Here is a 23,573-nt window from a genome sequence, read left to right on the forward strand (position 1 = left end):
GTCTCAGGCACTGGCCGCCAGTGCCTGCCGCAGCACTTCAGTGTATTTATCCAGATCCTCAGCCGTTTTGGTTTCCGTTGCGCAAACCAGCAATGTGTTCTTCAAATCCGGATAGTGATTTTCAAGCAGCACGCCGCCCAGTACACCTTGTGCTTTGAGTCTGTTCAGGACTTTATCAGCTGATACGGATAACTGAAGGACTGCCTCGTGGAAGAACGGACTGTGGAATGCCTTTTTCACACCCGGTAATTTTTCCAGCTGTTCTACCAGCGCCACTGTGTTTGCATGAGAATGAGCAGCCACCCGATACAATCCCTCCGGTCCCAGCAGTGACATATAGATCGTAGCCGCCGTCACCATCAACCCCTGATTGGTACAGATGTTGGAAGTTGCTTTCGAACGGCGGATATGTTGCTCCCTGGCCTGTAACGTCAGGGCAAAACCTTCCTTACCTTCCAGATCGGTAGTCCGCCCGATGATACGCCCCGGCATCTGCCGTACCAGCTCCTGTTTGCAGGTCATGAATCCGAAGTATGGCCCACCACTGGAAAGTGGGATCCCCAAAGGCTGACCTTCACCGACAGCGATATCTGCTCCCCGACGTCCCCATTCTCCTGGTGGTTTCAGCATGGCAAGTGAAGTCGGGTTGACCACCGCGACTGCCAGGGATTGCTTGTCGTGTGCCCAATCGGTCAGTGCATCGACCTGTTCAAGCACACCGAAAAAATTGGGTTGAGGAATGATCAGTGCAGCAAATTCTTCCTGTGCAAACTGATCAAGCTTATCGATGGCCACCTGTCCGGTTGCGGGATCATAAGGAACTTCGACCACTTCGATTGCCTGATTTCTGACAATGGTGCGCATCACACTGCGGTAAACCGGATGCACAGTCTGAGGAACCAGAATGCGTCTGGAGGTCCTGTGCTGGCGCACCGCCATCAGAGCTGCCTCAGCCAGCGCTGATGCGCCGTCATACAGGCTGGCGTTGGATACATCCATTCCGGCCAGTGAAGCCATCATGGTCTGGTATTCGTACAATAACTGCAATGTACCCTGGCTGGCTTCTGCCTGATAAGGCGTATAGGAAGAATAAAACTCACCTCGCGTCGTTATCTGCCAGACTGCGGCCGGAATATGGTGTTCATAGGCACCTGCACCGATAAAACTGAGATAAAACCCGTCTTGCTGTGCACGTTCGTACATGAGACGTGAAATTTCCATTTCACTCAAACCGGGTGGTACCTGAGTCAATTTTCCGGTCTTGAGCTCGGCGGGAATTTCATCGAATAATTCATCGATCGACCTGGCACCGATGCTGGTGAGCATCTCGGCCACGTCTTCTTCTGTATGGGGAATAAAGGGCATGATTGGCTGTAATTTATTCAGAAAAACTCATAAAAATGATGATTGCTGCGGCCAGGCCGCAAGCATCCTCAATGCGCTTCGCTATCCAGCAGTTTCTGATATCCGCCGGCATCGAGCAGACCATCCACTTCACCAGCATTGGCCGGTTTGAGCTTGAACAGCCAGGCTGCGTAGCAATCCTCGTTTATTTTTTCCGGAGAGGTTTCCACTTCAGAGTTGACTGCAATGACTTCTCCACCCAGTGGCGCATAAATATCCGATGCTGCCTTGACCGACTCCACCACAGCGCAATCTTCACGCTGTGCCAGCGCGCGCCCGACATCGGGCAACTGAACGAATACCATGTCCCCCAGTAATTCCTGGGCATGCTGGGTAATTCCTACCGTGACACTGCCATCTGCTTCCAATCTGACCCATTCGTGTGATTCTGTATATTTCAGTTCTGCCGGAACGCTCATTTACCTGTACTCCCCAAACTTAAAGTTTAAAAAATTCAATAATCCTGTATCTGTTGTCATTTCGGCAAACAATCAGACCAGTGCCTGACCATTGCGAACAAACGGATATTTGACGACTTTTGCCGCAAGCTGTTTATCCCGCACGACGACATGTACCTGCTCACCAGCAGCGATGCCTGCAGGAATACGCGCCAGCGCAATCGACTGGTTCAACGTTGGGGAAAACCCGCCACTGGTAATCTCTCCTTCTCCTGCTTCACCTTCCTGCCGTGTAATGACTTTCTGATGATTACGCAATACTCCTTTATCCAGCAATACCAGGCCAACCAGCTGCCGATTGACCGGCGTTTCCAGCAGTGTCTGTTTACCGGTGAAGTCACGCTCGCTTTTCAGATCCACAGTCCATGCAAGCCCTGATTCAAGCGGGTTGACGGTCTCGTCCATATCCTGGCCATAAAGATTCATGCCTGCTTCCAGGCGCAGGGTATCACGTGCACCCAGTCCGGCCGGAGCAACACCCGCTGCATGCAGTTTTTGCCAGAAATCAGCAGCCTGGCCGGCGGGTAATGTGATTTCAAAACCATCCTCACCGGTATAACCGGTACGTGCGATGAAATAGTCACCCAGCATCACAGACTGAAATGGTTTCAGGTTTTCTGAAATCGCCTGGGAATCAGGAATGACATTCCAGACTTTCGTACGCGCATTGGGTCCCTGTACTGCGATCATGGCAAGATCACGACGCGGGGTAATGGTCAGAGCGGGAGCAAGCTGGCGGGATTGCCCGGTGATCCAGTCGATATCCTTATCAGCCGTACCGGCATTGACTACCAGACGGAACCAGGACTCGGACAGGAAGTAAATGATCAGATCGTCGATGATTCCACCTGCGGGGGTCAGCATGCAGGTATAGAGCGCTTTGCCTGGGAGGGTCAGTTTATCGACATTGTTGGCCACCAGTCCTCGCAGAAACTGGCGTACGTTTTCGCCGTGAATATCGACGGTCAACATATGAGACACATCGAACATACCGGCATCACGCCTGACAGAGTGGTGCTCATCCAGTTGGGAGCCATAGTGCAGGGGCATATCCCAGCCGCCAAAATCGACCATTTTGGCATTCATGGCCCGGTGCGCCGCATTCAAAGGGGTTGTCTTCAGCATCTGTTTTCTCTCAAAAGTAAAAAGGAAGTTTTTTATCTGTACTGCCCTACATTCGCCCACTACCACTTGTGCTCGCGAAGCAGCCAACAGATATCAACTTACCCCTCTGTCCTTTTACCTGAGAGTTTTACGGTCAACTTTCCGCATGCCCCTTCGGTGGCTGAAGCTGTTTCAGCACTCTCCAGATTGCCAATCACAAGCAGTTACTCAAGCCTTATGGCCACACCTGAGCGATTCCGGGGGGTTACGCCTTCGGTGACACTGTATTTTGATACAGCGCACTCTCCTGCCTGGATGAAATATCAGCAGACCGAACTATACCTTAGCTTGGGATATTAAGACAAGGTGAGGCCAAGCTATAGAAACCGGGGAAATTGATGCCTAATCCGCGATTTGACGATTTCTCCGCAGGGCAGACAAACGTCCAGACGTACGATGGAATCGGGAGGAATTCATACAAACAGGAATCTTCCCCGGATATCAGTCATTCTATCGGGGAAGATGGACAACTCAGAATCTGTTTACGATCTTTTGAGCAGTAATGCCAGGAAGGCCAGATGAATGAACTGTAAGCTGGTGTTGAGCTTACGCTCGCAGTTTTTCCATAATCTTCTGCTCTTCTCCAGCCAGGCGAAACTACGCTCGACGATCCAGCGTTTGGGCATAACTTTGAAGGTATGCAGTTCACTGCGCCTGGCAATCTGCACCGTGACAGCTTCGCCCAGAATTTCTCGCACGCCTTCAGCGAATGGTTCTCCAGTATAGCCACTATCGCACAGCAAACTTTGTACTTGCCCCAAGCCCAGCCTGCAGCGCTCCAGAGCTTGCAATGCACCTTTACGGTCAGTCACTTCCGCCGTCGTCACCGCAATAGCATGCGGCAAACCCTGGGTATCGACAGCGATATGGCGCTTGATACCCGATACCTTCTTGCCAGCGTCATAACCTTTCTGGTCGGCCGTGTCTGTGTTTTTCACGCTCTGCGCGTCCATGATCAAGAGCGCGCTGCAAACGTTGCGCCCCTGTTTCTCTCGGACCGCGCCAACCTGATTTTTTGAGTGCCCGCTCCAATACGCTCACGCCGTACTGGTCGGGCTCACTCCACTTGCTCCAATAAGCATATACACTCTGCCACTTGGGAAACTCTCCGGGTAGGAATCTCCATTGGCAACCAGTGCGCAGCAGGTACAGCACCGCGCAGAACACCTCGTACAGATCCACCTTCGTGGGCTTGGTCCTGCGTCGTACGCTGCGCAATAGCAGCTCTATCTCGGCAAACTTCTCTCTACTGATATCGCTGGCATACTCGATTCTTTTCATCCATGCATTATCAGGGATAGCAAAAAGATCGTAAACAGGTTCTCAGAACGACTCACTGGTTTGAAAGAATCGATCTCTCATTCAGGCTCTGCGCGGATCTGGCGTTGTCATGATAAAAAGATTTCATCTGCTCTAATTGATCAGCTGAAATCGTGATCGATTTTGTCAGAATGTACCACTGTACTCCCTCACTGCAAGGCGGCGTCGTCAATGAGCCGGCTAAAGTCAGATATTTCAGATTAGCGGCGTTCACTCCTGATGGCAGCAATTTTGCCGGGTTGAATCTGACTCTGGAAGGCGAATTTGCTTCACCCTCATGTCGAGGCATATTGTCAAGGATAGTCTGGAATACAGCATTTTCTTTACCAATGTTGATCACTACGCCCAATACCGCAATTCTTCCATCCTTGTTGATATGCACGAAATGCAATTCTGCAGGGAATTTTTTACCTCCAAAAACATGTTCACTGGGTTCATGGAAATGCAACTGGATCAGTGGCAGTAATTCCTTCCCGACTTTCAGTCCCCCGGCAAAATTCTTGGAAGTATTGACCTGTATGGCATGTCCCGTGTTGAAGAAGGTCGGCGTATCTGTCTTATACTGTGCAGAAAGTTTGTTCAACGGTTTAGCACTGACAATTTTTGCATCTGCCAGATCTACCGGTGACTGATGCTGGCCGATACCGCATTCCGCATAGGGATAGCGTAATGGCACGGGTAGAGCAGCATCCTCAATAGCACCCCAGATGGGTTCTTCATCATAAGACCAGTGAGGTGGAGCAGAGGCTGCAATGCTCACGTAACCCGTAAAAATTATTGAAGCCAGGCTCGCCAATATTTTTGTTTTCATGAATCAACTCCGATCGCAATATATTATTAAATTAACAAGTATGTTTTCTGCAGTAGTCAATCATCAAAGATTGTTTATCTAAGCCGGTTTCTTGTGAAGACTGTGATTCAGCTTCTTTCTTTCCCGTCTCGATCCGTGTCGGTTGTTCATCCCCGGTCGAGGCATTTTTCGTTTGACCAGTCTCAGGCAACGACTCGGGCTGATCTCCCCCCGATCCAGCAAAACAGGAAACACTCAAACTCAGCACAACTGCCAAGAAAAGCTTAACGCGCATCATTTTCCTCCTCTCTAAATATGCAAATCACATTCGTTATGTATCGAATGTGTATTTAGATTATCACGAGATAAATGACAAAAAATCATAAAAAATAATCGACAGAACATACATATGCAGCCTGACTTAGAGCTTTCAGAGACTTCACCCCCTCAACTGGCTGGCCTTTATCTTTCTCTCTTTCTGCATAGAAAATCAGGGTATGCAGATCAGGGCTTTTCCGTTTCAAACAATATGGCCTGCATCGGAAAACGTGTGGGGTTCGAGCCATATTCCCCGATAAATGTCTTTACCAGAGCTTCAACGATGTCATCAGGATCAACTTCACCACGCTCTCTGATTTCATTGATGATCGGACTGAATATCAGCCCGCGCGCAAAAGCTCTGATATCCGGTATGTCGTAAATCCGTCGCTGAACTGAAATGCTTATTTGCTCAAACCCGGCACGAATCAGCCTCTCCTTGGTAGGATCAATCTCGAAGGATGAAACAGTGCTCTCAAGAAAGCGGGGAGGATCCGATGGAAAAAACTGTTTCATGACTTCAAAAGTGAGACTGGCATAGGGATTGTAGTCACGTGAATCCCATACACTGAACAGATACCGCCCACCTTGTCTCAATACCCGATGCGTCTCCTGAAAGGCCTTATCCTTGTCGAAGAACATCACGCCGAACTGACAAACCACCGTATCGAAGGCTCGATCGTCAAAAGGCAGTGCCACAGCATTTGCAACCTGAAAAGTAACCTGTTCATGCGGCAGAAATTTCGTGCGTGCGACCTCCATCATGGAATCACTGATATCGATAGCAGTCAGTTGCGCATCCCCGGGCAGTACATTTCGCAGTTGCCTGGTCACGATTCCCGTACCTGATGCAACTTCGAGTACATCACGAACCGGTTTTCCTGCTGTGCGCCTGGCGATATCAGAAGCATATTGCTCAAACAGCACGTGCCCCAGATCACGATCATAAGCAATGGCAACATCGCCCACATACCCTGCCATAGACAAACCTCCTGCAATGAAATGATTAATATTCAAGCTCGGTAGCTTGTGGTTTTCCCGTTGCTAAACGGGTATTACCTGAATCACTCTCTACTTGTGAAACTCAATTGGAAAACAGGACATCGGATTGATCGATGGTCACAATGAACAAGTCTGATTTTATGACTTCCATCGATTATTTAAGCCGCCAATACGTTTGATGTGTAAACAGCCAATAACCGGCACCAATGAGGATTGTAACAATGCAGGGAACCAGTATCGCCGAGAACCGGTATTGACCAAAACAAACCGCACCCGCTACTCCACCCGATATAAATCCGATAATCAGTATCAGATACAGCACTATTCTTCTGGTATCAGCAGGCTGACCACGAACCCTCAAACCCAGAGCAACACCTAAATCAGTAAACAGTCCCGACACATGAGTAGTTCTGACAACTGCGCCACTATAAGTACTGGTCATGGCATTTTGCAGTCCACATGCTGCAGATGCAAAATAGTGGCCAACCGGGGAACCGTAATTCAGCAGAAGCATGGAAATTCCAAGCAGGAATGACTCGGTTATCAACGCCAGACTATAGTTTCTTCCGAGCTTCAATGCGACATTACCAATGATAAAACCGCTATAAGCAGCCCCGATGATAAAACCAGCCATTACCAGCAGTAAATGCACTACTGCTTGCATATTATGGTTGGCCAGCTCCAGTGAAAGAAAGGTCGAGATGCCGGTAAGATGTGAAACTGCCTGATGCTCAAATCCCAGAAGGCCAATGGCATTCACATAACCGGCATTGAATGACAGCAGGAATCCCCCGATTTCGACCCATTTTGGCAGTTTGTGAATCACTGATTCATTTCCTGCATTCTTTCGATATCACTGTTTCACTCTGCACAGCCTTATGCGCTGCCGCCTGACAAGGGTAGTAATTCCGGGAAGTGAATAACCAGAATATCAGTACGCCTACGAAAATCCCGTATGTTGCCATGGGAACCAGGCAGCCTTTCCAGAGTTGCCGATGGCTGAGAAGAACATCCCCCTCGCCTGCCAGCTTTTTTACTGATCCCCACAATTTCCTTAAATTATCATCCAGGGCAACTTCAAAAATGAAGAATGCAACGGTAACCATACTCCCGGCAATCTGAAACAACCCGTGCAATTCGGGATAACGCACTGAAAAATCACAATCGAAGAATTTCACCAGCAACCCGCCAGTCACCGCGAAATAGACGGTCAGCATGGCAAAGCGAAGTGTGCTGTAATGCCTGATACTATTCATCAATTCTGCCAATTTCCGGTCTTCCAGTTCTTTTTCCATATTTTCAGGTTGTTTTTTGATAGTGCCCGGAACGCAGCAAACCTACTCCCATTACCGCCATCCCAATTGAAACCAGAGGGTTCAGCAGGTTGAGTAACGTATACGGAGCATAATCCAGTGTGGGTACACCCAGCGTTGCCGTATAGAAAATCCCGGCTGTCGTCCACGGAATCAGGCCGGTAGTCAAGGTAGAGCCCTCCTCAACGGAGCGCGACAAAACTGCCGGATCCAGATTTTTTTCCTGATAAACCTTTTTGAACAACTGACAACTCAGAATGATGGAAATATAGGCTTCCCCCATGACCAGATTACCGGTCAGGCCGGAGGCAATAGTCGCTACAATCAAAGTACTGGTCCGTCTGATCGGTGCAATCAGTCGCATCAGCAGCACCTGCAAAAACCCGGCATGATGCAGGATACCGCCAAGTGCCAGTGCCATGATGGACAACAGCAAAGTCCAGGCCATGCTGTATAAACCGCCACGCCCGAGTAATTCATCGATACTGGCAATCCCGGTACCTCCGGGTGTGTTCAACCATAATGCATTGATGACATCGATACCGTTCCTGTCCTGATAAACCACGGCAATCAGCAGCGCCAGCAGGGTACTGCACGTCATGCTGACTTCGGCAGAATAACGTTTGATGCTCATACCCAGCATCACCAGCAGTGGCAACAGCGTCACCATTCCATCCATCCGAAAGGAACCTGCCAGGGCGCTGCGAATTTCGGTCAGATGCGCTTGTGGCAGGTGATGATCACCATACTGCCAGCCCCATACGGTAAAAATACTCAAAACGATCACAAACGTAGGTATCGTGGTATACAGCATCGAACCGATATGCCGGTACAAATTTGTGTCGGCACTCATCGCAGCCAGGTTGGTGGTATCGGATATGGGCGACAGCTTGTCACCAAACGTTGCACCGGAGATGATCATACCCGCTGTCAGCGGCAGCGGAATACCCATGGCATCACCGATTCCGATCAACACCACACCGATAGTACCTGCGGTTCCCCAGGAAGTACCGGTTGCAACCGACATCAGGCTGCACAACACGAATCCGGCAGCCAGAAACAGGGCCGGGTCGAGCCAGTCGAGGCCGAAATACAGTAAGCTCGCGATCGTGCCACTTTGCATGAAGCTGGCAATGACCATGCCGATCAGCATGAAAATGTAAATCGCCGGCAATGCCCTGACGATACCTTCATCCATCATGCTGCGAATGGCAATGAACGAATAACCCAGAATACGTGTGTGTACACCGGCCCAGACCAGTGCCAGGAAAATCAGCGCGTGCAGACTGATCTCAAACACAAACAAACCGAGTGCGATCAACAGCAGTATCCCGATAAAACAAACTGCTGCCTGCCAGAAAGCAGGCAGCGGTTGCGCCACCGGCAATTCCTCTAATGCTGTTTTCTCACTCGTCATTACAGAAAGCCTACTCTCTCAAATTCCATTTTCATCATATTCTCGATGAGTGCTCACAATGCTGCAATACTTCGTACCCCCTTCCTTGCCGAACAGAACCGATAATTTAAAAACTGGAATTCGCCCTGCCTGATTTTCATGATATAACGCTGCAAAGCTGAAACGGCCTCTGGTAAGAAACCGGAGCCAGTTCTTCGAGATATCGATAACAGATCAGGAGAAAAATTTGGGACGCGGGTTTTATACCATCATGGGGGCACAATTCTTTTCATCGCTGGCAGACAACGCGCTACTGGTCGTGGCCATTGCCCTGCTGATCGATCTGCATGCACCAGCGTACCTTACTCCCATGCTTAAATTTGTATTCGTACTATTCTATGTATTGCTGGCGCCTCTTGTCGGTGCCTTCGCCGATTCCATGGCCAAGGGTCGGGTCATGTTCATCAGCAATTCGATCAAGATCGTCGGTTGCATATTACTGTTTTTTGCTGCACATCAATTTTCTGCACTAGGTGCATACGCGGTCGTCGGGTTGGGGGCCGCTGCATATTCTCCGGCAAAGTACGGCATTCTTACAGAATTGCTGCCTCCTGAAAAACTGGTAATCGCCAACGGCTGGATGGAAGGGTTGACTGTCGCATCGATCGTTCTCGGTACAGTCATCGGCGGCCTGCTCATCACCCCTTCAGTGGCTGCGGTTCTGCTCTCTCTGGATCTCCCTCTGATCAAGACAGCGGTTGACGCCAGTATCATAATCATCATGCTGTTCTATGGCATTGCCGCCGTTACTAATCTGTTCATCCCCGATACCGGAATCGATCATCGGATACTCAAGAAGAACCCGATTTTTCTGTTTCACGATTTCGTTCACTGCGTAAAATTGCTGTGGTTCGACAAACTGGGCCAGATTTCACTGGCTGTTACCACCTTGTTCTGGGGTGCTGGCGCGACGCTGCAATTCATCGTACTGAAATGGGCTGAAGCAGCTCTTGGTTATGCATTAAACCAGGCGGCACTGCTGCAGGGGGTCGTTGCAGTGGGCATTGCATTGGGCGCCGTGCTGGCAGCCAAGCTGGTTTCACTCCGCCGGTCGCTGGATGTCATTCCGCTCGGTATCATCATGGGAATCGTGGTGATTCTCATGATCACGGCTCGAGATCTCTGGATTTCGGTTGTACTGCTGATCATCATCGGAGGATTGGCAGGCTTCTTCGTGGTACCGATGAATGCCCTGCTGCAACATCGCGGACACATCCTGATGGGTGCCGGACACTCTATCGCTGTTCAGAATTTCAATGAAAACCTCGGTATTCTCACCATGTTGTCACTGTATGCGCTGCTGATCTGGTTCGATGTGCATATCTATACCGTCATCATCCTGTTTGGGCTGTTCGTATCCATTACCATGATCATGGTTCGCAAATGGCATCTGAACAATCAGAGTAAGCAGGATTCTCTACACCTGATCGGCATGCAGAAACGACAGTTCTGATTGCGCTGCATGACCCTGGCCAACAGTTTTTAAATACAAATATTGCGGGAATGTGCTGCTATTGCAGCACATTCAGGAACCGACACAACTTGATCAGCAAGTTCGAAGATTGAATCAGGCTTCTGTGTCGTCTTCCCGGGGCCGTTCTTCTTCCGGTATTCGATAGCTGTCAGTGGCCCATTGCCCCAGATCAAGCAATTTGCATCGTTCGGAGCAGAACGGACGGTATTTGCTGGATGGCTCCCAAACAACCATTTCGCCACATTGGGGACAATTTACGACTGGAGATTTACCCAATTTCACCTCCATTCATTCGTACTGCTTCTCATAAACTGCAGAAAGTCAGCTCAAAAGGAATATCCTCTTCATAAACTTCTGTTTTGTGATCCGACCGCCAGGGAACAAAGCGGATATTGAGAGCATATTTGTTGGCGCTGATTTCAGGAACACAGGGAAATTCACTGCTGATATGCAACCTCAGAAGATGTGCCTGATGCTCCGAACCGGCCTGCTGGAACAATCCCTGAACTGCGGTATAACAACAATTCTTACCGCTGTTTCTCAACATATTCAGCACAATATTGATCCCACTGCGGATCGGAGTGAAGGGGGTAATCCAGTCTTTAAGATCTTCTCTGCGGATTTCCGGAGCCAGATTCAGCCAGTAATGATAGGCCGGCAAATCGAACTCACACGCAGCGCCGGGAATGCTCATACGCTGTTTGACGCTCATCAGCCATTCATCATCGCGCAAATGTCCACCGATCCGACCCGGGATATCCAGTAAGCCACGAAATGCAGCGCGAATATCCTGCAATATATGGTCGAGTGCTTTTTCTGATACTTCAGGGTTGCTGCGCAAGCCTTCCAGCATGGTCCGCTGTTTGTCCAGCTCCTGCAACAGATCCGATTTGAGATCAGATCGACTGGTCACATCAAGAATCTCAAACAGTGCAACCAGAACAGCATGATGTTCGAAAGAGGTATCCCTGGCCGAAAAAAAATCAATCTTGTCGAACAGATCTTCCAGCCTCAACAGCATGCGGATGCGTTCACTCAGGGGCAATTCGTAACAGATCACGGTAAGTAAGATGGCGTTGGAACTGTAAAGCATAGCAGAAAACTGCAATATGCACGCATCTTACCAGAATCGTTCAAAGGCCGTGTTTGCGGGCAAGCATCAGGTATTTCCGATGCAGTTCCTCTACCTGACGTTGCAGATGCTGCTCGCCGGAATCATTCACAATCACATCATCCGCCTGTGCAAGACGTTCATCTCGTGAACATTGCACAGCCATCACATCACGCACTTCCTGTTCACTCAATTTGCTGCGCAGCATGGTACGGGAGATCTGCAGAGGTTCGGGGCAGTCAATCACCAGCACGCGATCGACCAATTTAAGGTAACCATCAATTTCCAGCAGTAAGGGCACGACCACGATACCGTATTCGGATTGGATAAGTGGAAGGCGCTGCAAGGTTTCCTGATAAATCAGCGGATGGAGTATGGATTCGAGACGGTGCCTTGCAGTTTCGTCAGAAAATACCAGTCTGCGCATCGCTGACCGATCCAGTGAACCATCGTCCAGGATGAAGCAATCGCCAAATGCAATACGGATCGGGCTGATCGCCTTGCCAGCAGAACGTGTCAGCTCGTGCGCAATCTGGTCAGTATCGATGATTTCAATGCCCAGTTCCCTGAACGAATCGGCTGCTCTGGTCTTGCCACTGCCGATTCCGCCAGTCAATCCGATAATCAGTGCCATTATCAGAACATGGCAAGGTAAGCCTGATTGATCTGCTTACCCCAGAACAGGGCGATCAGCCCGCCTCCAGCCAGATAAGGGCCAAAGGGAAGTGTCATGTTTTTCGAATGGCCGGCAGATAGAATCAGAACAGTACCAACGACGGCACCCACCACAGAAGAAAACAGAATGACCAGTGGCAGCAATTGCCAGCCCAGCCAGGCACCGATTGCAGCCAGCAGCTTGAAATCGCCGTATCCCATGCCTTCCTTGCCGGTCAGCAATCTGAACAGCCAGTAAACACTCCAGAGCGTGAGATAACCTGCAACCGCACCGACCACAGCCGAATGAACATCGGTAAAACCGTTGTTCAGATTGACGATCAACCCTGTCCACAATAACGGCTGGGTGATACTGTCCGGTAAAAGCTGAGTATTCAGGTCGATAAAGGTCAGAACGATCATCGCCCACACAAAAACCAGGACAGCAAACAGAAGGTCACCGAAACCAAAATGCCAAGCGGCCAGACCGCTCAGAATGGCCGTCAGCGCCTCGACCAGAGGATAGCTGAACGGAATGCGCGTATGGCAACCGGAACACTGTCCTCGCAAAAAAAGGTAACTGATGATCGGGATATTTTCAAGAATGGAAATTTTATGCCCACACTGCGGACAACCGGATCCCGGTATAGCCAGGTTATATGCCGGCAGTGCTTTTATCTGTTCCCCGCGCAGCTCTGCACACTGTTGCTGCCACTCACGTTTCAGCATCTCGGGCAGCCGATAAATCACTACATTCAGGAAACTGCCCAGGAGCAGGCCGATTATCGAGATGAACGAAACGAAAAAAAGAGATGAAGCCTGCAGGGTATCAAGAAAATTCATGTGCTGCCTGTCCGTTCCAATCCAGTTTCAGAAATGAGAAAAGTTTATCAGCCAACGACCTGACCCATTTTAAAGATGGGCAGGTACATGGCAACAACCATTCCACCAATGAGCGTCCCCAGCACAACCATGATGATCGGCTCCATCAGACTGGAGAGTGCTTCCACCGCATCATCCACTTCTGCCTCGAAAAAATCTGCAATTTTGCTGAGCATGGCATCGAGCGAGCCTGATTCCTCACCGATGGAAACCATCTGCAACACCATGGAAGGAAACACATTGGTGGCTGTCATGGCATCTACCAGACTGCTGCCCGTGCTGACTTCATTCTGTATATTCCTGGTAGCTTCGAAATACACCTGATTTCCGGCCGCACCGGCCACGGAATTGAGCGCTTCGACCAGAGGGACACCCGCAGCAAACATAGTTGAAAGCGTGCGAGACCAGCGGGCGATAGTGGCTTTACGAATTACTTCTCCAAATATCGGCAACCTCAGCGCTAGTCGATCCATCACATGCTGCATCACCGTAGAGCGCTTCCATGTATAGAAGAATGCGTACAGCCCGCCACCGACGCACCCAAAAATTGCCCACCAGTAATCCACGAAGAAATCAGAAATCGCCATCACCATCAGAGTGGGGGCAGGCAGATCGGCACCAAATCCCTGGAAAAGCTCTTTGAAGGCTGGAATCACGAATATCATGATCACTGCGGTAATGACGAATGCAACCACGATTATCGAAATGGGGTAAAACAGAGCCGATTTGATTTTTCCCTTGATGGCCTGAATCTTTTCCTTATAGGTAGCCAGCCTGTCCAGCAAGCTGTCCAGAATACCGGCGGCCTCTCCGGCGGCCACCAGATTACAGAACAGGGAATCGAAATAAAGCGGATGTTTTCTGAAGGCATTGGCCAGACTGTTACCTGTTTCCACATCGGACTTGATGTCCATCAGCAGTTTTCCCACGGCACGGTTGCTGTGTCCCTTACCCACGATATCAAATGCTTGCAGCAAAGGCACTCCTGATTTCATCATCGTCGCAAGCTGGCGTGTAAACAGCGTTATGTCCTTATCCGTTATTTTTCCACCAGCTCTGGCTTTGGTGATTTTCGTCACCCTGATACCCTGGCGGCGCAGTGTGGAAGTCACCACAACAGTACCGGCAGCACGCATCTCACCTTTGACTGCCTTGCCAGCCTTATCCTTTCCTTCCCACAGAAAATTGAACTCCTTGATTTTCTTTTCTGATGCAGCAACTGTCGCCATACCCGTTCCCTTTTGGTTTTCTGACTCGGATCATGGTTATTACGGCAAAAATTTCAGGATGATTTAACCGGTATTTTTCTCATTTCTGCCAGACAGTCAGAAACGGTCGGATAACGTAACCGAACCCGTAATTCCCGTTTGATGCGGTCATTGGTCAAACGTCTTGATTCGAGCATAAAGGACAGGAGGCCCGGGGAAATCACTTTCCGCGCTTCCTGACGGGTAATTCTTTCCGGGCGGGACAAAGCAAAATGATCTGCCACCAGATCGAAATATTCTCCCATTTTCAAACAGGAATCATCGCTTGCATGATAAATTCTGCCCGGCCTGCCAGAACGCAGCACTGCCACGATAATGCGAGCCAGATCGTCAGCATGGATATGGTTGGTATAACTGTCCTCGGTCGACAACAGTACAGGTGTCCTCTGCTGTAAACGCTCGATCGGAAGTCGGTTGTGCGCATAGATTCCCGGCACACGCAGAATGGATACCTGTACCCGATTACGGATCCCCCAGCTTCTGACCTGACGTTCCGCATCCAGCCGCCTGAATGCACGTGCATTTTTCGGGTTGGTCGGGTGACTTTCACTGACCCGGCTACCGCTGCAATCCCCGTACACCCCGCTGGTACTGATATAGATCAACCGTTGTGGTAGTATTCCCGTCTGTGTTTTTGATGAATGTCTGGAAAGCGCCGACAGCAGGTGTAAGGTGCGCATATCACGTTCGCCGTGACCCGGGGGCGGAGCAAGATGCAATATCGTGTGCGCAGCAAGTCCGGCTATTTTGTTGAGGCTTGCCGGTTGATCAAGATCGCCCGTTATCGGCCTGATACCCAGTGCACGCAGATGGCCGGAATTTTCGGCTCTGCGACATAAACCAAACAGTTGGTAGTGTTTTTCGAGCAGATCAGCCGCTCTTGAAGCAACATCACCACATCCTACGATCAACAGCTTATTTTTCATAACTCATATTTATAAATCATATCTCCCCGATGGCGTCTTACCGTATTACCTTCAGGCCAAGCGGTCGTATCATCACCACTGAATCGACCGAGACCATTCTTGAAGCAGCACTGCACCATGGATTATCCTTACCCTATGGCTGCCGTAATGGTTCTTGCGGCACATGCAAGGGAAAAATTATACAAGGGATCGTCGATTACGGCGTTCATAGCGAAGAAGCGCTGACGGAACAGGAAAAGAACCAGCAACTGGCACTCTTCTGCTGCGCCCGGCCTCTCTCTGATCTGGAAATAGAATGCCAGGAAATCGAAGCAATCAAAGACATCAAGATTCGCACCATGCCCTGTCGGGTACACAAACTGGAGCATGTCGCATCCGATGTCATGATTATTTACCTGAAACTGCCCGCAAATGAACGGTTGCAGTTTCTGCCAGGCCAGTATATCGACATCCTGATGAAAGATGGTCAGCGCCGCAGCTTCTCTCTGGCCAATGCCCCCGCTAATGATGAATTTCTGCAGTTACATACCCGCAATTATGCAGGTGGGGTATTTTCAGAATACGTTTTTTCTCACATGAAGGAAAAAGATATTCTCCGGTTTGAAGGCCCTTTGGGATCGTTCTTTCTGCACGATGCGCCCAAGAAAGACACTCCCATTATCCTTCTTGCTGGCGGCACCGGCTTCGCACCGGTAAAAAGCATGCTGGAACATATTTTTCAAACAGAAAATACCCGTTTCACCCACAACACAATCAGGTTGTACTGGGGTGCACGAACCAGAGATGGTCTCTACTTGAGTAATCTGGCAGAAAAATGGGCAGCTGAGAATGAAAACTTCAGTTATATCCCGGTGCTATCCGAGCCACTCATAACTGATGACTGGCAGGGAAGAACCGGCCTGGTACATCAAGCTGTCATAAATGATATGAACACGTTGTCTGATTGTCAGGTTTACGCCTGTGGCGCACCCGCCATGGTAAAAGCTGCTTTTGATGATTTCACTCATCAGCGCAATTTGCAGAGCGAAAATTTCTTCTCCGACGCATTCGTTCCTTCCAAACCGGCAACAGCCTGAGAAATCAGGCTGTACCGATCCGTTTCAGTGCAAAATCAAGCCCTTTGCGATAGTGTTCGCTCGCTGCCTCCTGCTTGCCCAGTTTCTCGAATAACTGCGCCAGCGCGAGGTGCACCGGGTATCCCGGCTCGATTGACAAACTGGCTTCAAGGTAACTCTGTGCCTTACCCCACAACTCTCCATAAGTGCAAAGTCTTCCCAGTGTCAGCAGCAAACCGGCATTGTTCGGATATTTTGCAAGCCAGCTTTCGGCACGCTGTATCTGCCAGCTGACCACCCCACTCTTACAGTCGGCATATAACGTCACGAGTTCCGGATATGGCTGAGCATCCAGGCCGTTCTCGATAATTTTCTGGGCTGTGGCATTATCCCCCAGGGAAATCAGGGCACGGGCAGCGGCTACCGCAAGTCTGCCATCGAGCTTTTCCCGATACGACAAACTCCCCCAATACTTTCTCAACGAGGCAATATCTTTCGCATTCTTTCTGATATTTTCCAGATGAGCGCGGAATCGCAGCTCATCTATGAGAGTTCTGTCAACAGCAGGTCGATTCACCAGCACCTTCGTCAATTCCAGTACAGCATCCCAGTTTCCAGCCATCTGACGCGCTTTCAACTCCAGTAACAGCACTGCTGTACTTTGCAAGCCACCGGTCGAGTAAAGCGATTGCAACGCGGCCAGCGCATCGCCATGGCGCCCCTCATCCAGCAGCAACTCTGCTTCGGCGATCAATGCAAGTGCCCGCCCCGCTGGCGCCTGCTCTCTGGCAACAGCCAGCAAACGGTCACGCAGCGCATAGTTTCTCTGCTGATGGGCTGACCGGGCTGCCACAACGGCGTTCAAAACCTTGATCGTTTGTCTGTCAGCCAGTCTGGCAGCTTTTTCTGCAAACGCTACAGCTCTGTCATAGCGGGTTTCAAAGAATGCCTTCAGTCCGGATCGTGTCAGCTGTTCGACTTTCCTGCTGCGCAGACCGGACAAACCGGACAGCGCCCTCAGCAATGCATAAAACAGGATAAAAGCAAACAGTAAGGTCAGAACGAATGTATTAAACGCAAGCTCGACTTTATAAGGCGGCACCGTAAACAGTACCGAACCCGTATTGTAATATGCAGTCAATACAATGGCGGCCGCTGCCGCGATCAGCGCCAACACCCACAATACCAGCTTCATCCTTCTCCCCTTTCATGGTAAGTTAGTTGTAACGCACGGCTTGCAGAAGTTTTCCGGTATCCGGCAACCGTGATCCGATATCGATGCCAGCCAGCCTCTCCAACTCTTTCAGTACATCTCTGACTGACTGAGCCTCGATATCAAAATACCGCTGTATCCAGTCTGATGCCGATTTGACAGCGGAACCAAAACTCTCCTCGTCCCGGGTCAGCAAGGCGAGACGAGCCAGTATCAATTGCAACTCGATGTTTTCTTTCAGAAGGTGAGCTTGAGAAGGTGACAACAGGGGTATTCCCTGATCTGTCTTTTCAATTTTGACCAGTCGACTGAGATCCTCACCGATTTCACGCAGATAACGCTGCCACCATTCTGGTTCAGGCATATCATCGTATTTTTCAGATAAATCGACGTTGATCAGATGGGCTTCCATTGCCAGCGGAAGCGTTTCGATCCGTGCTGCAAGTTTGTCAATATTCCGGGAAATTTCAGAGACATCCACAACGGGTTGTGTTTCCAGTCGTTCAATTTCTCCAGCCAGTATTACAGCCAGTTTTGAAACACCGAGGACATCACTCGATTGCAGTAATTCGTACGCGTGTTTCAACGAGACAAGTGCGGAACGCACATCACCTGTCAATCGTAATTGACGATCAATCGAGACGACAAGGCGTTCAACCGCACCCAGAATCCAGATATCGGACCGGGTACCATTACCTTCGTCAGCAGGCAGTTCAACAACTGCCGGGGAGGATGCAGGATCAGCCTGCAAATTTTCTTCAAGAAGATTTAACTGCTGTTCCACTTCTGCTTTCTTCGCTTCAAGCTCGTCAAGCATCTTGCGGGAACGATTGCTGAAAACATCTGCATCTGCCAGATATTTCGTCAGGGAGTACTCCATTGCAGCGATGTATCCCTGCTTGCCTGCCCAGTTCCACAGCATGACAGCCACGGCAAGCAGCAGGATGATCAGTATGAAAAGAGCCAGGCGACGGGCTGATCCGGAAGTCGAGGTCTGCGTGTGCTTATTCATATGATCGAATGTTCTTAGCGAAACTACATTTTTTCGAAATACTCCAGCAAGCCTTGTACTGTTCCTTCATCTCCGAGAAGAGTGCGATATATTTTTCTGATACCCAGCTCCCGGGCTTTGCGCTCTATCCGCTCATGTGCAGTGAACACCGGCGTGGCTTTGAGCAATTGTTGGCCGGTTTCACCGATCATGTCAAATAAATTATCCAGACCTTCACTACTGCTTATGATCACTGCCTGAATCCCGCCATCACGCCAATGTTTCAGCAACGGCAGCGGATCAGCTTCCGGTTTGTGACGACGGTAGCATTCAATGTATTCAACACTGGCTCCGCGCTCACGCAATGTATCTCCCAGCAATCTCCGTCCGTCATTACCGCGAAAAATCACTACGTGCCTGCCCTGCATGACCTGAAACTGAGGCATGCGCAGCAATGCCTCGCTGTCAGAACCCTCTTCAGGAACAATCACATTGGTGATGCCGTAGCGTTCAAGTACCCTGGCACTCCCTTTACCCACAGTTGCTACCAGTACATGCCGAGGCCAGCTGTGGCTGACCTGAACCAGTGGGATGACTTTCTCCACGGCATTCGGACTGACGAATACGGCTAAATCGAACTCATCGAGTCTTGCAATCAGATCAAGCAAGAGTTCTTTGTTTTCACTGTCGGAAATTTCCAGCACGGGAAACAACCAGGGCTCTCCGCCCAGTTCTCTGACCCATGTTGCCAAACCACCTGCCTGATGCAGAGGACGTGTAATCAGGATACTTTTACCGGCCAGCCGATTGGAGGACAAATCCACCCCGGTTTCAACCCCGGTCCCAGTCACTTTTCACGCCAGTGCAGCAAGAATTTCCTCCGCACCATGAGCTTTCAGGTTTTGTGCCAGTTGCTGACCCACCTGCTCACCCGATTCCGGTTTACCGCATAATTTATCCGCAATCATTCTCGATCCGTCAGGAGTCGCCACAAAACCGCGCAGGGTCAATACATCTTCGAAAATCTCGGCAAAGCCACCCAGAGGCACTTGACAGCTGCCCCCCAGCATACGGCTCATGGCACGTTCCGCCTCCACACAGCAAGCTGTTGCAGCGTGGTGCAATGGCTTCATCCACTCCACCATATCAGGATCATTGTCACGGCATTCGATACCCAGCGCACCCTGTCCAACCGCAGGAAGGCTCAGTTCGGGTGGCAGCAGCATACTGATGCGATACCCCAGTTCCAGACGCTTCAATCCGGCTGCAGCCAGAATGATCGCACTGTATTCTCCCTCATCCAGTTTTCTCAGCCGCGTCTGGACATTGCCACGCAACGGCCGCACCTGCAGATGAGGAAAACGTGCATGCAACTGGGATTCACGCCGCAGGCTGGAGGTACCCACCACACTTCCGGCAGGCAATTCTTCCAAGCTGGAAAAATCATTTGAAACAAACGCATCACGCGGATCTTCCCGTTCCGTAATAGCTGCCAGTGTGAATCCGGATGGAACAATCATCGGCACATCTTTCATGGAATGCACGGCGATATCCGCACGACCATCTTCCAGCGCCAGCTCGAGCTCCTTGATAAAAAGTCCCTTGCCACCAATTTTCGACAGGGAAACATCCAGAATCTGATCTCCTTTGGTCGTCATGCCAAGTATGGTGATATCAGTTTGCGGGTATAATTCGAGCAGACGGCCCCGGATGAAATTCGCCTGCCACAAAGCGAGCTGGCTCTCGCGTGATGCAATAACAATTTTTTTAGGACTGGACATAGCAGAAATCCGAATTTGCGGCAATGCAGCCATTCTAGCATGGCCACCCCCGGTACGGATGATGACGGATGACTGCGCCTTCATCCCGGCCCCCAAATCCATGATTACAGGAGACATGCAATAATGAGTCTGAATACCCGAGCAAACATTATTCCCGAGAAAAACACGCCCAACGAAAAAGATTATCCGTTGCGGGAAGATATTCGTTTGCTGGGACGTATGCTGGGGGACACCATACGAGAGCTGGAAGGTGAAACGATGTTCAACCTGGTCGAAACCATTCGCCAGACATCCGTACGCTTCCGGCGAGATCAGGATGAAGCGGCCGAACACGAGCTCGATACCATCCTCAACCATCTCAGCCACAAGGAAACCATCGCTGTCGTACGAGCATTCAGTTATTTCTCACTGCTGTCAAATATCGCTGAAGATTTGCACCACAACCGCCGTCGTCGTGCCCATTTGCGTGCAGGCTCCCCACCCCAGGATGGCAGTGTCACGCTGGCTCTGCAACGCGTAGTGAAAAAAGGTATCGATGCCGGGCAACTGCAGAATTTTTTTGCCAGCGCATTGATCTCCCCGGTACTGACAGCTCATCCGACTGAAGTGCAGCGACGCAGCATCCTGGATTATCAGCTGAAGATTCAGCGCCTGCTCAAAGAACGGGATCGTACCCAGCTCACACCCAATGAAATGCGCCACAACGAGGAAGATCTGCGTTCCGCCATCCAGACATTATGGCAGACCCGGGTGCTGCGTTCCGTCAGGCTGACGGTACAGGATGAAATCGAGAATGGCCTGATCTATTACCACTACACTTTTCTCCGGCAAATTCCCTATATCTACGCCAAGCTCGAGGATATCCTGGAACGCCACATGGACAAGGCAGCGCCGCGCATTGCCTCATTTCTGCGGATCGGCAGCTGGATAGGTGGAGACCGGGACGGCAACCCTTTCGTTACCCACCAGATCATGCTGCATGCCGCTGAGCGACACTCGGCACTGATACTTGATTTCTACATCAGCGAAGTGGAAAGAATCGGCCAGACCATGAGTCTGTCCGAGCGTCTGATCAAGGTCAGCAGTGATCTGGAAGGACTGGCTTCCACCGCACCCGGCCTGCCGGCCAGCAGAATCGATGAGCCCTACCGGCGTGTATTTCTCGGCATCCATGCCCGTCTGATCGCAACCAGCAGACATCTGGGATCGTCCGTTCGTGGATGTTGCCAGGAAAACAATGCCGAACCTTACGCCGACAGTGCTGAATTCGTACATGATCTCGATATCGTCATCCGTTCATTGAGACAACACCGGTCAGACAGACTGGCCCAGGGGGCTTTACGTGATCTGCGACGGGCGGCAGATGTATTCGGTTTCCACCTGGCACCGCTGGATATGCGCCAGCACAGCAAGATTCATGAACAGGTCATCTCTGAACTGTATGAGAAAAACACCCGTGACGACCGGAATTACCTCGAGATGTCTCGCTCTGAACGTGTTGAATGGCTGTTGGCCGAACTCAGGCATCCACGTTCACTGGTCACCTCTTTTTCAGATTTCTCCGACGTTACCCAGGGCGAATTGCGCATCCTGAAAATGGCTGCTGAAATCCAGCGCCGTTTTGGCCACGCCGCACTGCCCAACTACATCATCTCGATGGCAACCGGCGTTGTACATATCCTGGAAGTGGCATTGCTGCTGAAAGAAGCCGGATTATTGCAATTTGGTGATGACCCGCGCTCGACCGTAAACATCATCCCGCTATTCGAAACGATCGATGATCTGCGCGGCTGCGCCAGCGTCATGGATGAATTGTTTTCTCTTCCGGATTACCGCAAGTTACTGCTTTCACGAGACAATCTGCAAGAAGTCATGCTGGGTTATTCTGACAGCAACAAAGACGGTGGATTCGTTACTTCAAACTGGGAAATCTATAAAGCCGAAATCGAGCTGACTCGGGTATTCGATCGCCACGGAGTAAGGCTGCGTCTGTTCCACGGCCGCGGCGGTACGGTAGGACGTGGCGGTGGTCCCAGCTATCAGGGAATACTGGCTCAGCCACCAGGCAGTGTCAGTGGCCAGATCCGGCTGACCGAGCAGGGTGAAGTCATCGCCAGTAAATATACAGACCCTGAAATCGGACGGCGTAATCTCGAAACCCTGGTTGCCGCCACCATCGAATCCACACTACTGGATCGTGATGCCGTCCATTATCACGCACCCCATTATCACCAGATCATGGAGGAACTGTCTTCCAGTGCGTGTGCTGCCTATCGCGATCTGGTCTATAAAACACCGGGATTCAAGCAGTTTTTCCTGGAATCCACCCCGATCCGTGAAATTGCCGGTCTGCATATCGGCAGTCGGCCGACTTCGCGCAAACCTTCTGACAAAATCGAAGATCTGCGGGCGATTCCGTGGGTATTCAGCTGGAGCCTGAATCGCACGATGATTCCTGGCTGGTACGGGTTTGGTACAGCCGTGGAAAATTTCGTGCAGCAAGCCGGGAATGAGCAGGAAGCATTGAAACAACTGCAGGAGATGTATCGCACCTGGCCTTTTTTGCAAACCCTGCTGTCCAACATGGACATGGTGCTGTCAAAGAGCGATCTGGGTATCGCCTCGCGCTACGCCGAACTGGTAACTGATCCCGAATTACGACAAAGCGTTTTCACCAGCATCCGCACTGAATGGGAGCTTTGTATGAAATGGCTGTTTGCCATTACCGGCTATTCTGAACTTCTGCAGGATAACCCGACTCTGGCGCGCAGCATCCGTATCCGGACACCCTATATCGACCCGCTGAACCACTTGCAAATAGAACTGCTCCGCCGCTATCGCTCGGGAGATGATGACGATACCGTTCGTCGTGCAATTCATCTGACTATCAATGGAGTCGCTACCGGGCTCAGGAACAGCGGTTAATATTTCCCGGAAACCACCTGCCTGAATTTCTGTGGTTAAAATAACTGCAACTCACGATAACAGCGGAT

General features: G+C 50.5%; 23 protein-coding genes and 1 riboswitch. Of the genes, 3 read left to right on the plus strand and 20 right to left on the minus strand.

Annotation, left to right across the window (positions count from 1 at the left end):
* Nucleotides 1-3: 3 nt before the first annotated feature.
* The 10 genes from gcvPA to nhaC form a co-directional block, all read right to left on the minus strand.
* Nucleotides 4-1,365 carry an aminomethyl-transferring glycine dehydrogenase subunit GcvPA gene (gene gcvPA / locus HRU73_RS06545; protein WP_287400000.1) on the minus strand — a complete coding sequence of 454 codons (1,362 nt, stop codon included), beginning with the start codon at nt 1,363-1,365 and terminating at the stop codon, nt 4-6.
* A gap of 68 nt (nt 1,366-1,433) precedes the next feature.
* Complete coding sequence (gcvH, locus tag HRU73_RS06550; RefSeq protein WP_011111234.1) at nt 1,434-1,823, minus strand: glycine cleavage system protein GcvH; 390 nt, start codon at nt 1,821-1,823, stop codon at nt 1,434-1,436.
* Between the two features lie 72 nt (nt 1,824-1,895).
* Nucleotides 1,896-2,987: a glycine cleavage system aminomethyltransferase GcvT gene (gcvT, locus tag HRU73_RS06555; protein WP_287400002.1), complete on the minus strand. Its 1,092-nt coding sequence runs from the start codon at nt 2,985-2,987 to the stop codon at nt 1,896-1,898.
* 96 nt (nt 2,988-3,083) lie between these two features.
* A riboswitch (glycine riboswitch) is annotated at nt 3,084-3,182 on the minus strand.
* Between the two features lie 326 nt (nt 3,183-3,508).
* Nucleotides 3,509-4,307 (minus strand): IS5 family transposase gene (locus HRU73_RS06560; RefSeq protein ID WP_502709294.1). Its coding sequence is split into 2 segments (ribosomal slippage): nt 3,509-4,033 and nt 4,035-4,307, totalling 798 coding nucleotides; the frame shifts between segments, so codons are not numbered across the junction.
* A 52-nt stretch (nt 4,308-4,359) separates the two neighbouring features.
* Nucleotides 4,360-5,157 (minus strand): carbonic anhydrase, encoded by a 798-nt coding sequence (locus HRU73_RS06565; RefSeq protein ID WP_011111232.1) that lies wholly within the window; start codon nt 5,155-5,157, stop codon nt 4,360-4,362.
* A 31-nt stretch (nt 5,158-5,188) separates the two neighbouring features.
* Nucleotides 5,189-5,434 (minus strand): hypothetical protein, encoded by a 246-nt coding sequence (locus HRU73_RS06570; RefSeq protein WP_011111231.1) that lies wholly within the window; start codon nt 5,432-5,434, stop codon nt 5,189-5,191.
* Nucleotides 5,435-5,640: 206 nt separating this feature from the next.
* Nucleotides 5,641-6,435 (minus strand): class I SAM-dependent methyltransferase, encoded by a 795-nt coding sequence (locus HRU73_RS06575; protein ID WP_276818060.1) that lies wholly within the window; start codon nt 6,433-6,435, stop codon nt 5,641-5,643.
* Nucleotides 6,436-6,610: 175 nt separating this feature from the next.
* Nucleotides 6,611-7,282 (minus strand): YoaK family protein, encoded by a 672-nt coding sequence (locus HRU73_RS06580; protein ID WP_287400004.1) that lies wholly within the window; start codon nt 7,280-7,282, stop codon nt 6,611-6,613.
* Between the two features lie 4 nt (nt 7,283-7,286).
* Nucleotides 7,287-7,751 carry a hypothetical protein gene (locus tag HRU73_RS06585; RefSeq protein ID WP_011111228.1) on the minus strand — a complete coding sequence of 155 codons (465 nt, stop codon included), beginning with the start codon at nt 7,749-7,751 and terminating at the stop codon, nt 7,287-7,289.
* Between the two features lie 4 nt (nt 7,752-7,755).
* Entirely contained in the window at nt 7,756-9,186 is a 1,431-nt protein-coding gene (nhaC, locus tag HRU73_RS06590; protein ID WP_276818062.1) for a Na+/H+ antiporter NhaC, read from the minus strand.
* Between the two features lie 226 nt (nt 9,187-9,412).
* On the opposite strand from nhaC, the gene lplT reads away from it, so the two are divergent.
* Nucleotides 9,413-10,678 carry a lysophospholipid transporter LplT gene (lplT, locus tag HRU73_RS06595; protein WP_276818063.1) on the plus strand — a complete coding sequence of 422 codons (1,266 nt, stop codon included), beginning with the start codon at nt 9,413-9,415 and terminating at the stop codon, nt 10,676-10,678.
* A 114-nt stretch (nt 10,679-10,792) separates the two neighbouring features.
* Here lplT and HRU73_RS06600 read toward each other — a convergent pair whose 3' ends face one another.
* From HRU73_RS06600 to HRU73_RS06625, 6 genes are all read right to left on the minus strand, one after another.
* Nucleotides 10,793-10,987, minus strand: a complete 195-nt coding sequence (locus HRU73_RS06600; RefSeq protein ID WP_276818064.1) for a DNA gyrase inhibitor YacG — start codon at nt 10,985-10,987, stop codon at nt 10,793-10,795.
* A gap of 16 nt (nt 10,988-11,003) precedes the next feature.
* Entirely contained in the window at nt 11,004-11,759 is a 756-nt protein-coding gene (gene zapD, locus HRU73_RS06605) for a cell division protein ZapD (protein WP_041357059.1), read from the minus strand.
* Between the two features lie 73 nt (nt 11,760-11,832).
* On the minus strand, nt 11,833-12,444 hold the full coding sequence (gene coaE / locus HRU73_RS06610; protein WP_276818065.1) for a dephospho-CoA kinase: 612 nt from the start codon (nt 12,442-12,444) through the stop codon (nt 11,833-11,835).
* Nucleotides 12,445-12,446: 2 nt separating this feature from the next.
* Entirely contained in the window at nt 12,447-13,307 is an 861-nt protein-coding gene (locus HRU73_RS06615) for a prepilin peptidase (protein ID WP_287400008.1), read from the minus strand.
* A 47-nt stretch (nt 13,308-13,354) separates the two neighbouring features.
* Nucleotides 13,355-14,575 carry a type II secretion system F family protein gene (locus HRU73_RS06620; RefSeq protein WP_011111222.1) on the minus strand — a complete coding sequence of 407 codons (1,221 nt, stop codon included), beginning with the start codon at nt 14,573-14,575 and terminating at the stop codon, nt 13,355-13,357.
* A 53-nt stretch (nt 14,576-14,628) separates the two neighbouring features.
* Nucleotides 14,629-15,540 (minus strand): SDR family oxidoreductase, encoded by a 912-nt coding sequence (locus HRU73_RS06625; RefSeq protein ID WP_287400010.1) that lies wholly within the window; start codon nt 15,538-15,540, stop codon nt 14,629-14,631.
* Nucleotides 15,541-15,569: 29 nt separating this feature from the next.
* On the opposite strand from HRU73_RS06625, the gene HRU73_RS06630 reads away from it, so the two are divergent.
* Complete coding sequence (locus HRU73_RS06630) at nt 15,570-16,616, plus strand: CDP-6-deoxy-delta-3,4-glucoseen reductase (RefSeq protein ID WP_011111220.1); 1,047 nt, start codon at nt 15,570-15,572, stop codon at nt 16,614-16,616.
* A gap of 4 nt (nt 16,617-16,620) precedes the next feature.
* Here HRU73_RS06630 and HRU73_RS06635 read toward each other — a convergent pair whose 3' ends face one another.
* The 4 genes from HRU73_RS06635 to hemC are packed head-to-tail and all read right to left on the minus strand — an operon-like array spanning nt 16,621 to nt 20,580.
* Entirely contained in the window at nt 16,621-17,790 is a 1,170-nt protein-coding gene (locus HRU73_RS06635; protein ID WP_287400012.1) for a heme biosynthesis protein HemY, read from the minus strand.
* Nucleotides 17,791-17,812: 22 nt separating this feature from the next.
* Nucleotides 17,813-18,820, minus strand: coding sequence for a uroporphyrinogen-III C-methyltransferase (locus HRU73_RS06640; RefSeq protein ID WP_287400014.1), 1,008 nt, complete (start codon nt 18,818-18,820; stop codon nt 17,813-17,815).
* A gap of 23 nt (nt 18,821-18,843) precedes the next feature.
* Nucleotides 18,844-19,650 carry a uroporphyrinogen-III synthase gene (locus HRU73_RS06645; RefSeq protein ID WP_287400015.1) on the minus strand — a complete coding sequence of 269 codons (807 nt, stop codon included), beginning with the start codon at nt 19,648-19,650 and terminating at the stop codon, nt 18,844-18,846.
* A gap of 3 nt (nt 19,651-19,653) precedes the next feature.
* On the minus strand, nt 19,654-20,580 hold the full coding sequence (gene hemC, locus HRU73_RS06650; protein ID WP_287400041.1) for a hydroxymethylbilane synthase: 927 nt from the start codon (nt 20,578-20,580) through the stop codon (nt 19,654-19,656).
* A gap of 123 nt (nt 20,581-20,703) precedes the next feature.
* On the opposite strand from hemC, the gene ppc reads away from it, so the two are divergent.
* On the plus strand, nt 20,704-23,505 hold the full coding sequence (ppc, locus tag HRU73_RS06655) for a phosphoenolpyruvate carboxylase (RefSeq protein ID WP_287400016.1): 2,802 nt from the start codon (nt 20,704-20,706) through the stop codon (nt 23,503-23,505).
* Nucleotides 23,506-23,573 lie beyond the last annotated feature (68 nt).

This window comes from Nitrosomonas sp. H1_AOB3, from assembly GCF_015709435.1.
In the GTDB taxonomy this organism is placed as follows: Bacteria; Pseudomonadota; Gammaproteobacteria; order Burkholderiales; family Nitrosomonadaceae; genus Nitrosomonas; species Nitrosomonas europaea.

Excerpts from the sequence above, each read along its gene's own strand:
- gcvPA (WP_287400000.1), bottom strand. The coding sequence starts at position 1,365 with ATGCCCTTTATTCCCCATACAGAAGAAGACGTGGCCGAGATGCTCACC.
- gcvH (WP_011111234.1), bottom strand. The coding sequence starts at position 1,823 with ATGAGCGTTCCGGCAGAACTGAAATATACAGAATCACACGAATGGGTC.
- gcvT (WP_287400002.1), bottom strand. The coding sequence starts at position 2,987 with ATGCTGAAGACAACCCCTTTGAATGCGGCGCACCGGGCCATGAATGCC.
- HRU73_RS06565 (WP_011111232.1), bottom strand. The coding sequence starts at position 5,157 with ATGAAAACAAAAATATTGGCGAGCCTGGCTTCAATAATTTTTACGGGT.
- HRU73_RS06570 (WP_011111231.1), bottom strand. The coding sequence starts at position 5,434 with ATGATGCGCGTTAAGCTTTTCTTGGCAGTTGTGCTGAGTTTGAGTGTT.
- HRU73_RS06575 (WP_276818060.1), bottom strand. The coding sequence starts at position 6,435 with ATGGCAGGGTATGTGGGCGATGTTGCCATTGCTTATGATCGTGATCTG.
- HRU73_RS06585 (WP_011111228.1), bottom strand. The coding sequence starts at position 7,751 with ATGGAAAAAGAACTGGAAGACCGGAAATTGGCAGAATTGATGAATAGT.
- nhaC (WP_276818062.1), bottom strand. The coding sequence starts at position 9,186 with ATGACGAGTGAGAAAACAGCATTAGAGGAATTGCCGGTGGCGCAACCG.
- HRU73_RS06600 (WP_276818064.1), bottom strand. The coding sequence starts at position 10,987 with ATGGAGGTGAAATTGGGTAAATCTCCAGTCGTAAATTGTCCCCAATGT.
- coaE (WP_276818065.1), bottom strand. The coding sequence starts at position 12,444 with ATGGCACTGATTATCGGATTGACTGGCGGAATCGGCAGTGGCAAGACC.
- HRU73_RS06615 (WP_287400008.1), bottom strand. The coding sequence starts at position 13,307 with ATGAATTTTCTTGATACCCTGCAGGCTTCATCTCTTTTTTTCGTTTCG.
- HRU73_RS06620 (WP_011111222.1), bottom strand. The coding sequence starts at position 14,575 with ATGGCGACAGTTGCTGCATCAGAAAAGAAAATCAAGGAGTTCAATTTT.
- HRU73_RS06625 (WP_287400010.1), bottom strand. The coding sequence starts at position 15,540 with ATGAAAAATAAGCTGTTGATCGTAGGATGTGGTGATGTTGCTTCAAGA.
- HRU73_RS06630 (WP_011111220.1), top strand. The coding sequence starts at position 15,570 with ATGGCGTCTTACCGTATTACCTTCAGGCCAAGCGGTCGTATCATCACC.
- HRU73_RS06635 (WP_287400012.1), bottom strand. The coding sequence starts at position 17,790 with ATGAAGCTGGTATTGTGGGTGTTGGCGCTGATCGCGGCAGCGGCCGCC.
- HRU73_RS06640 (WP_287400014.1), bottom strand. The coding sequence starts at position 18,820 with ATGAATAAGCACACGCAGACCTCGACTTCCGGATCAGCCCGTCGCCTG.
- hemC (WP_287400041.1), bottom strand. The coding sequence starts at position 20,580 with ATGTCCAGTCCTAAAAAAATTGTTATTGCATCACGCGAGAGCCAGCTC.
- ppc (WP_287400016.1), top strand. The coding sequence starts at position 20,704 with ATGAGTCTGAATACCCGAGCAAACATTATTCCCGAGAAAAACACGCCC.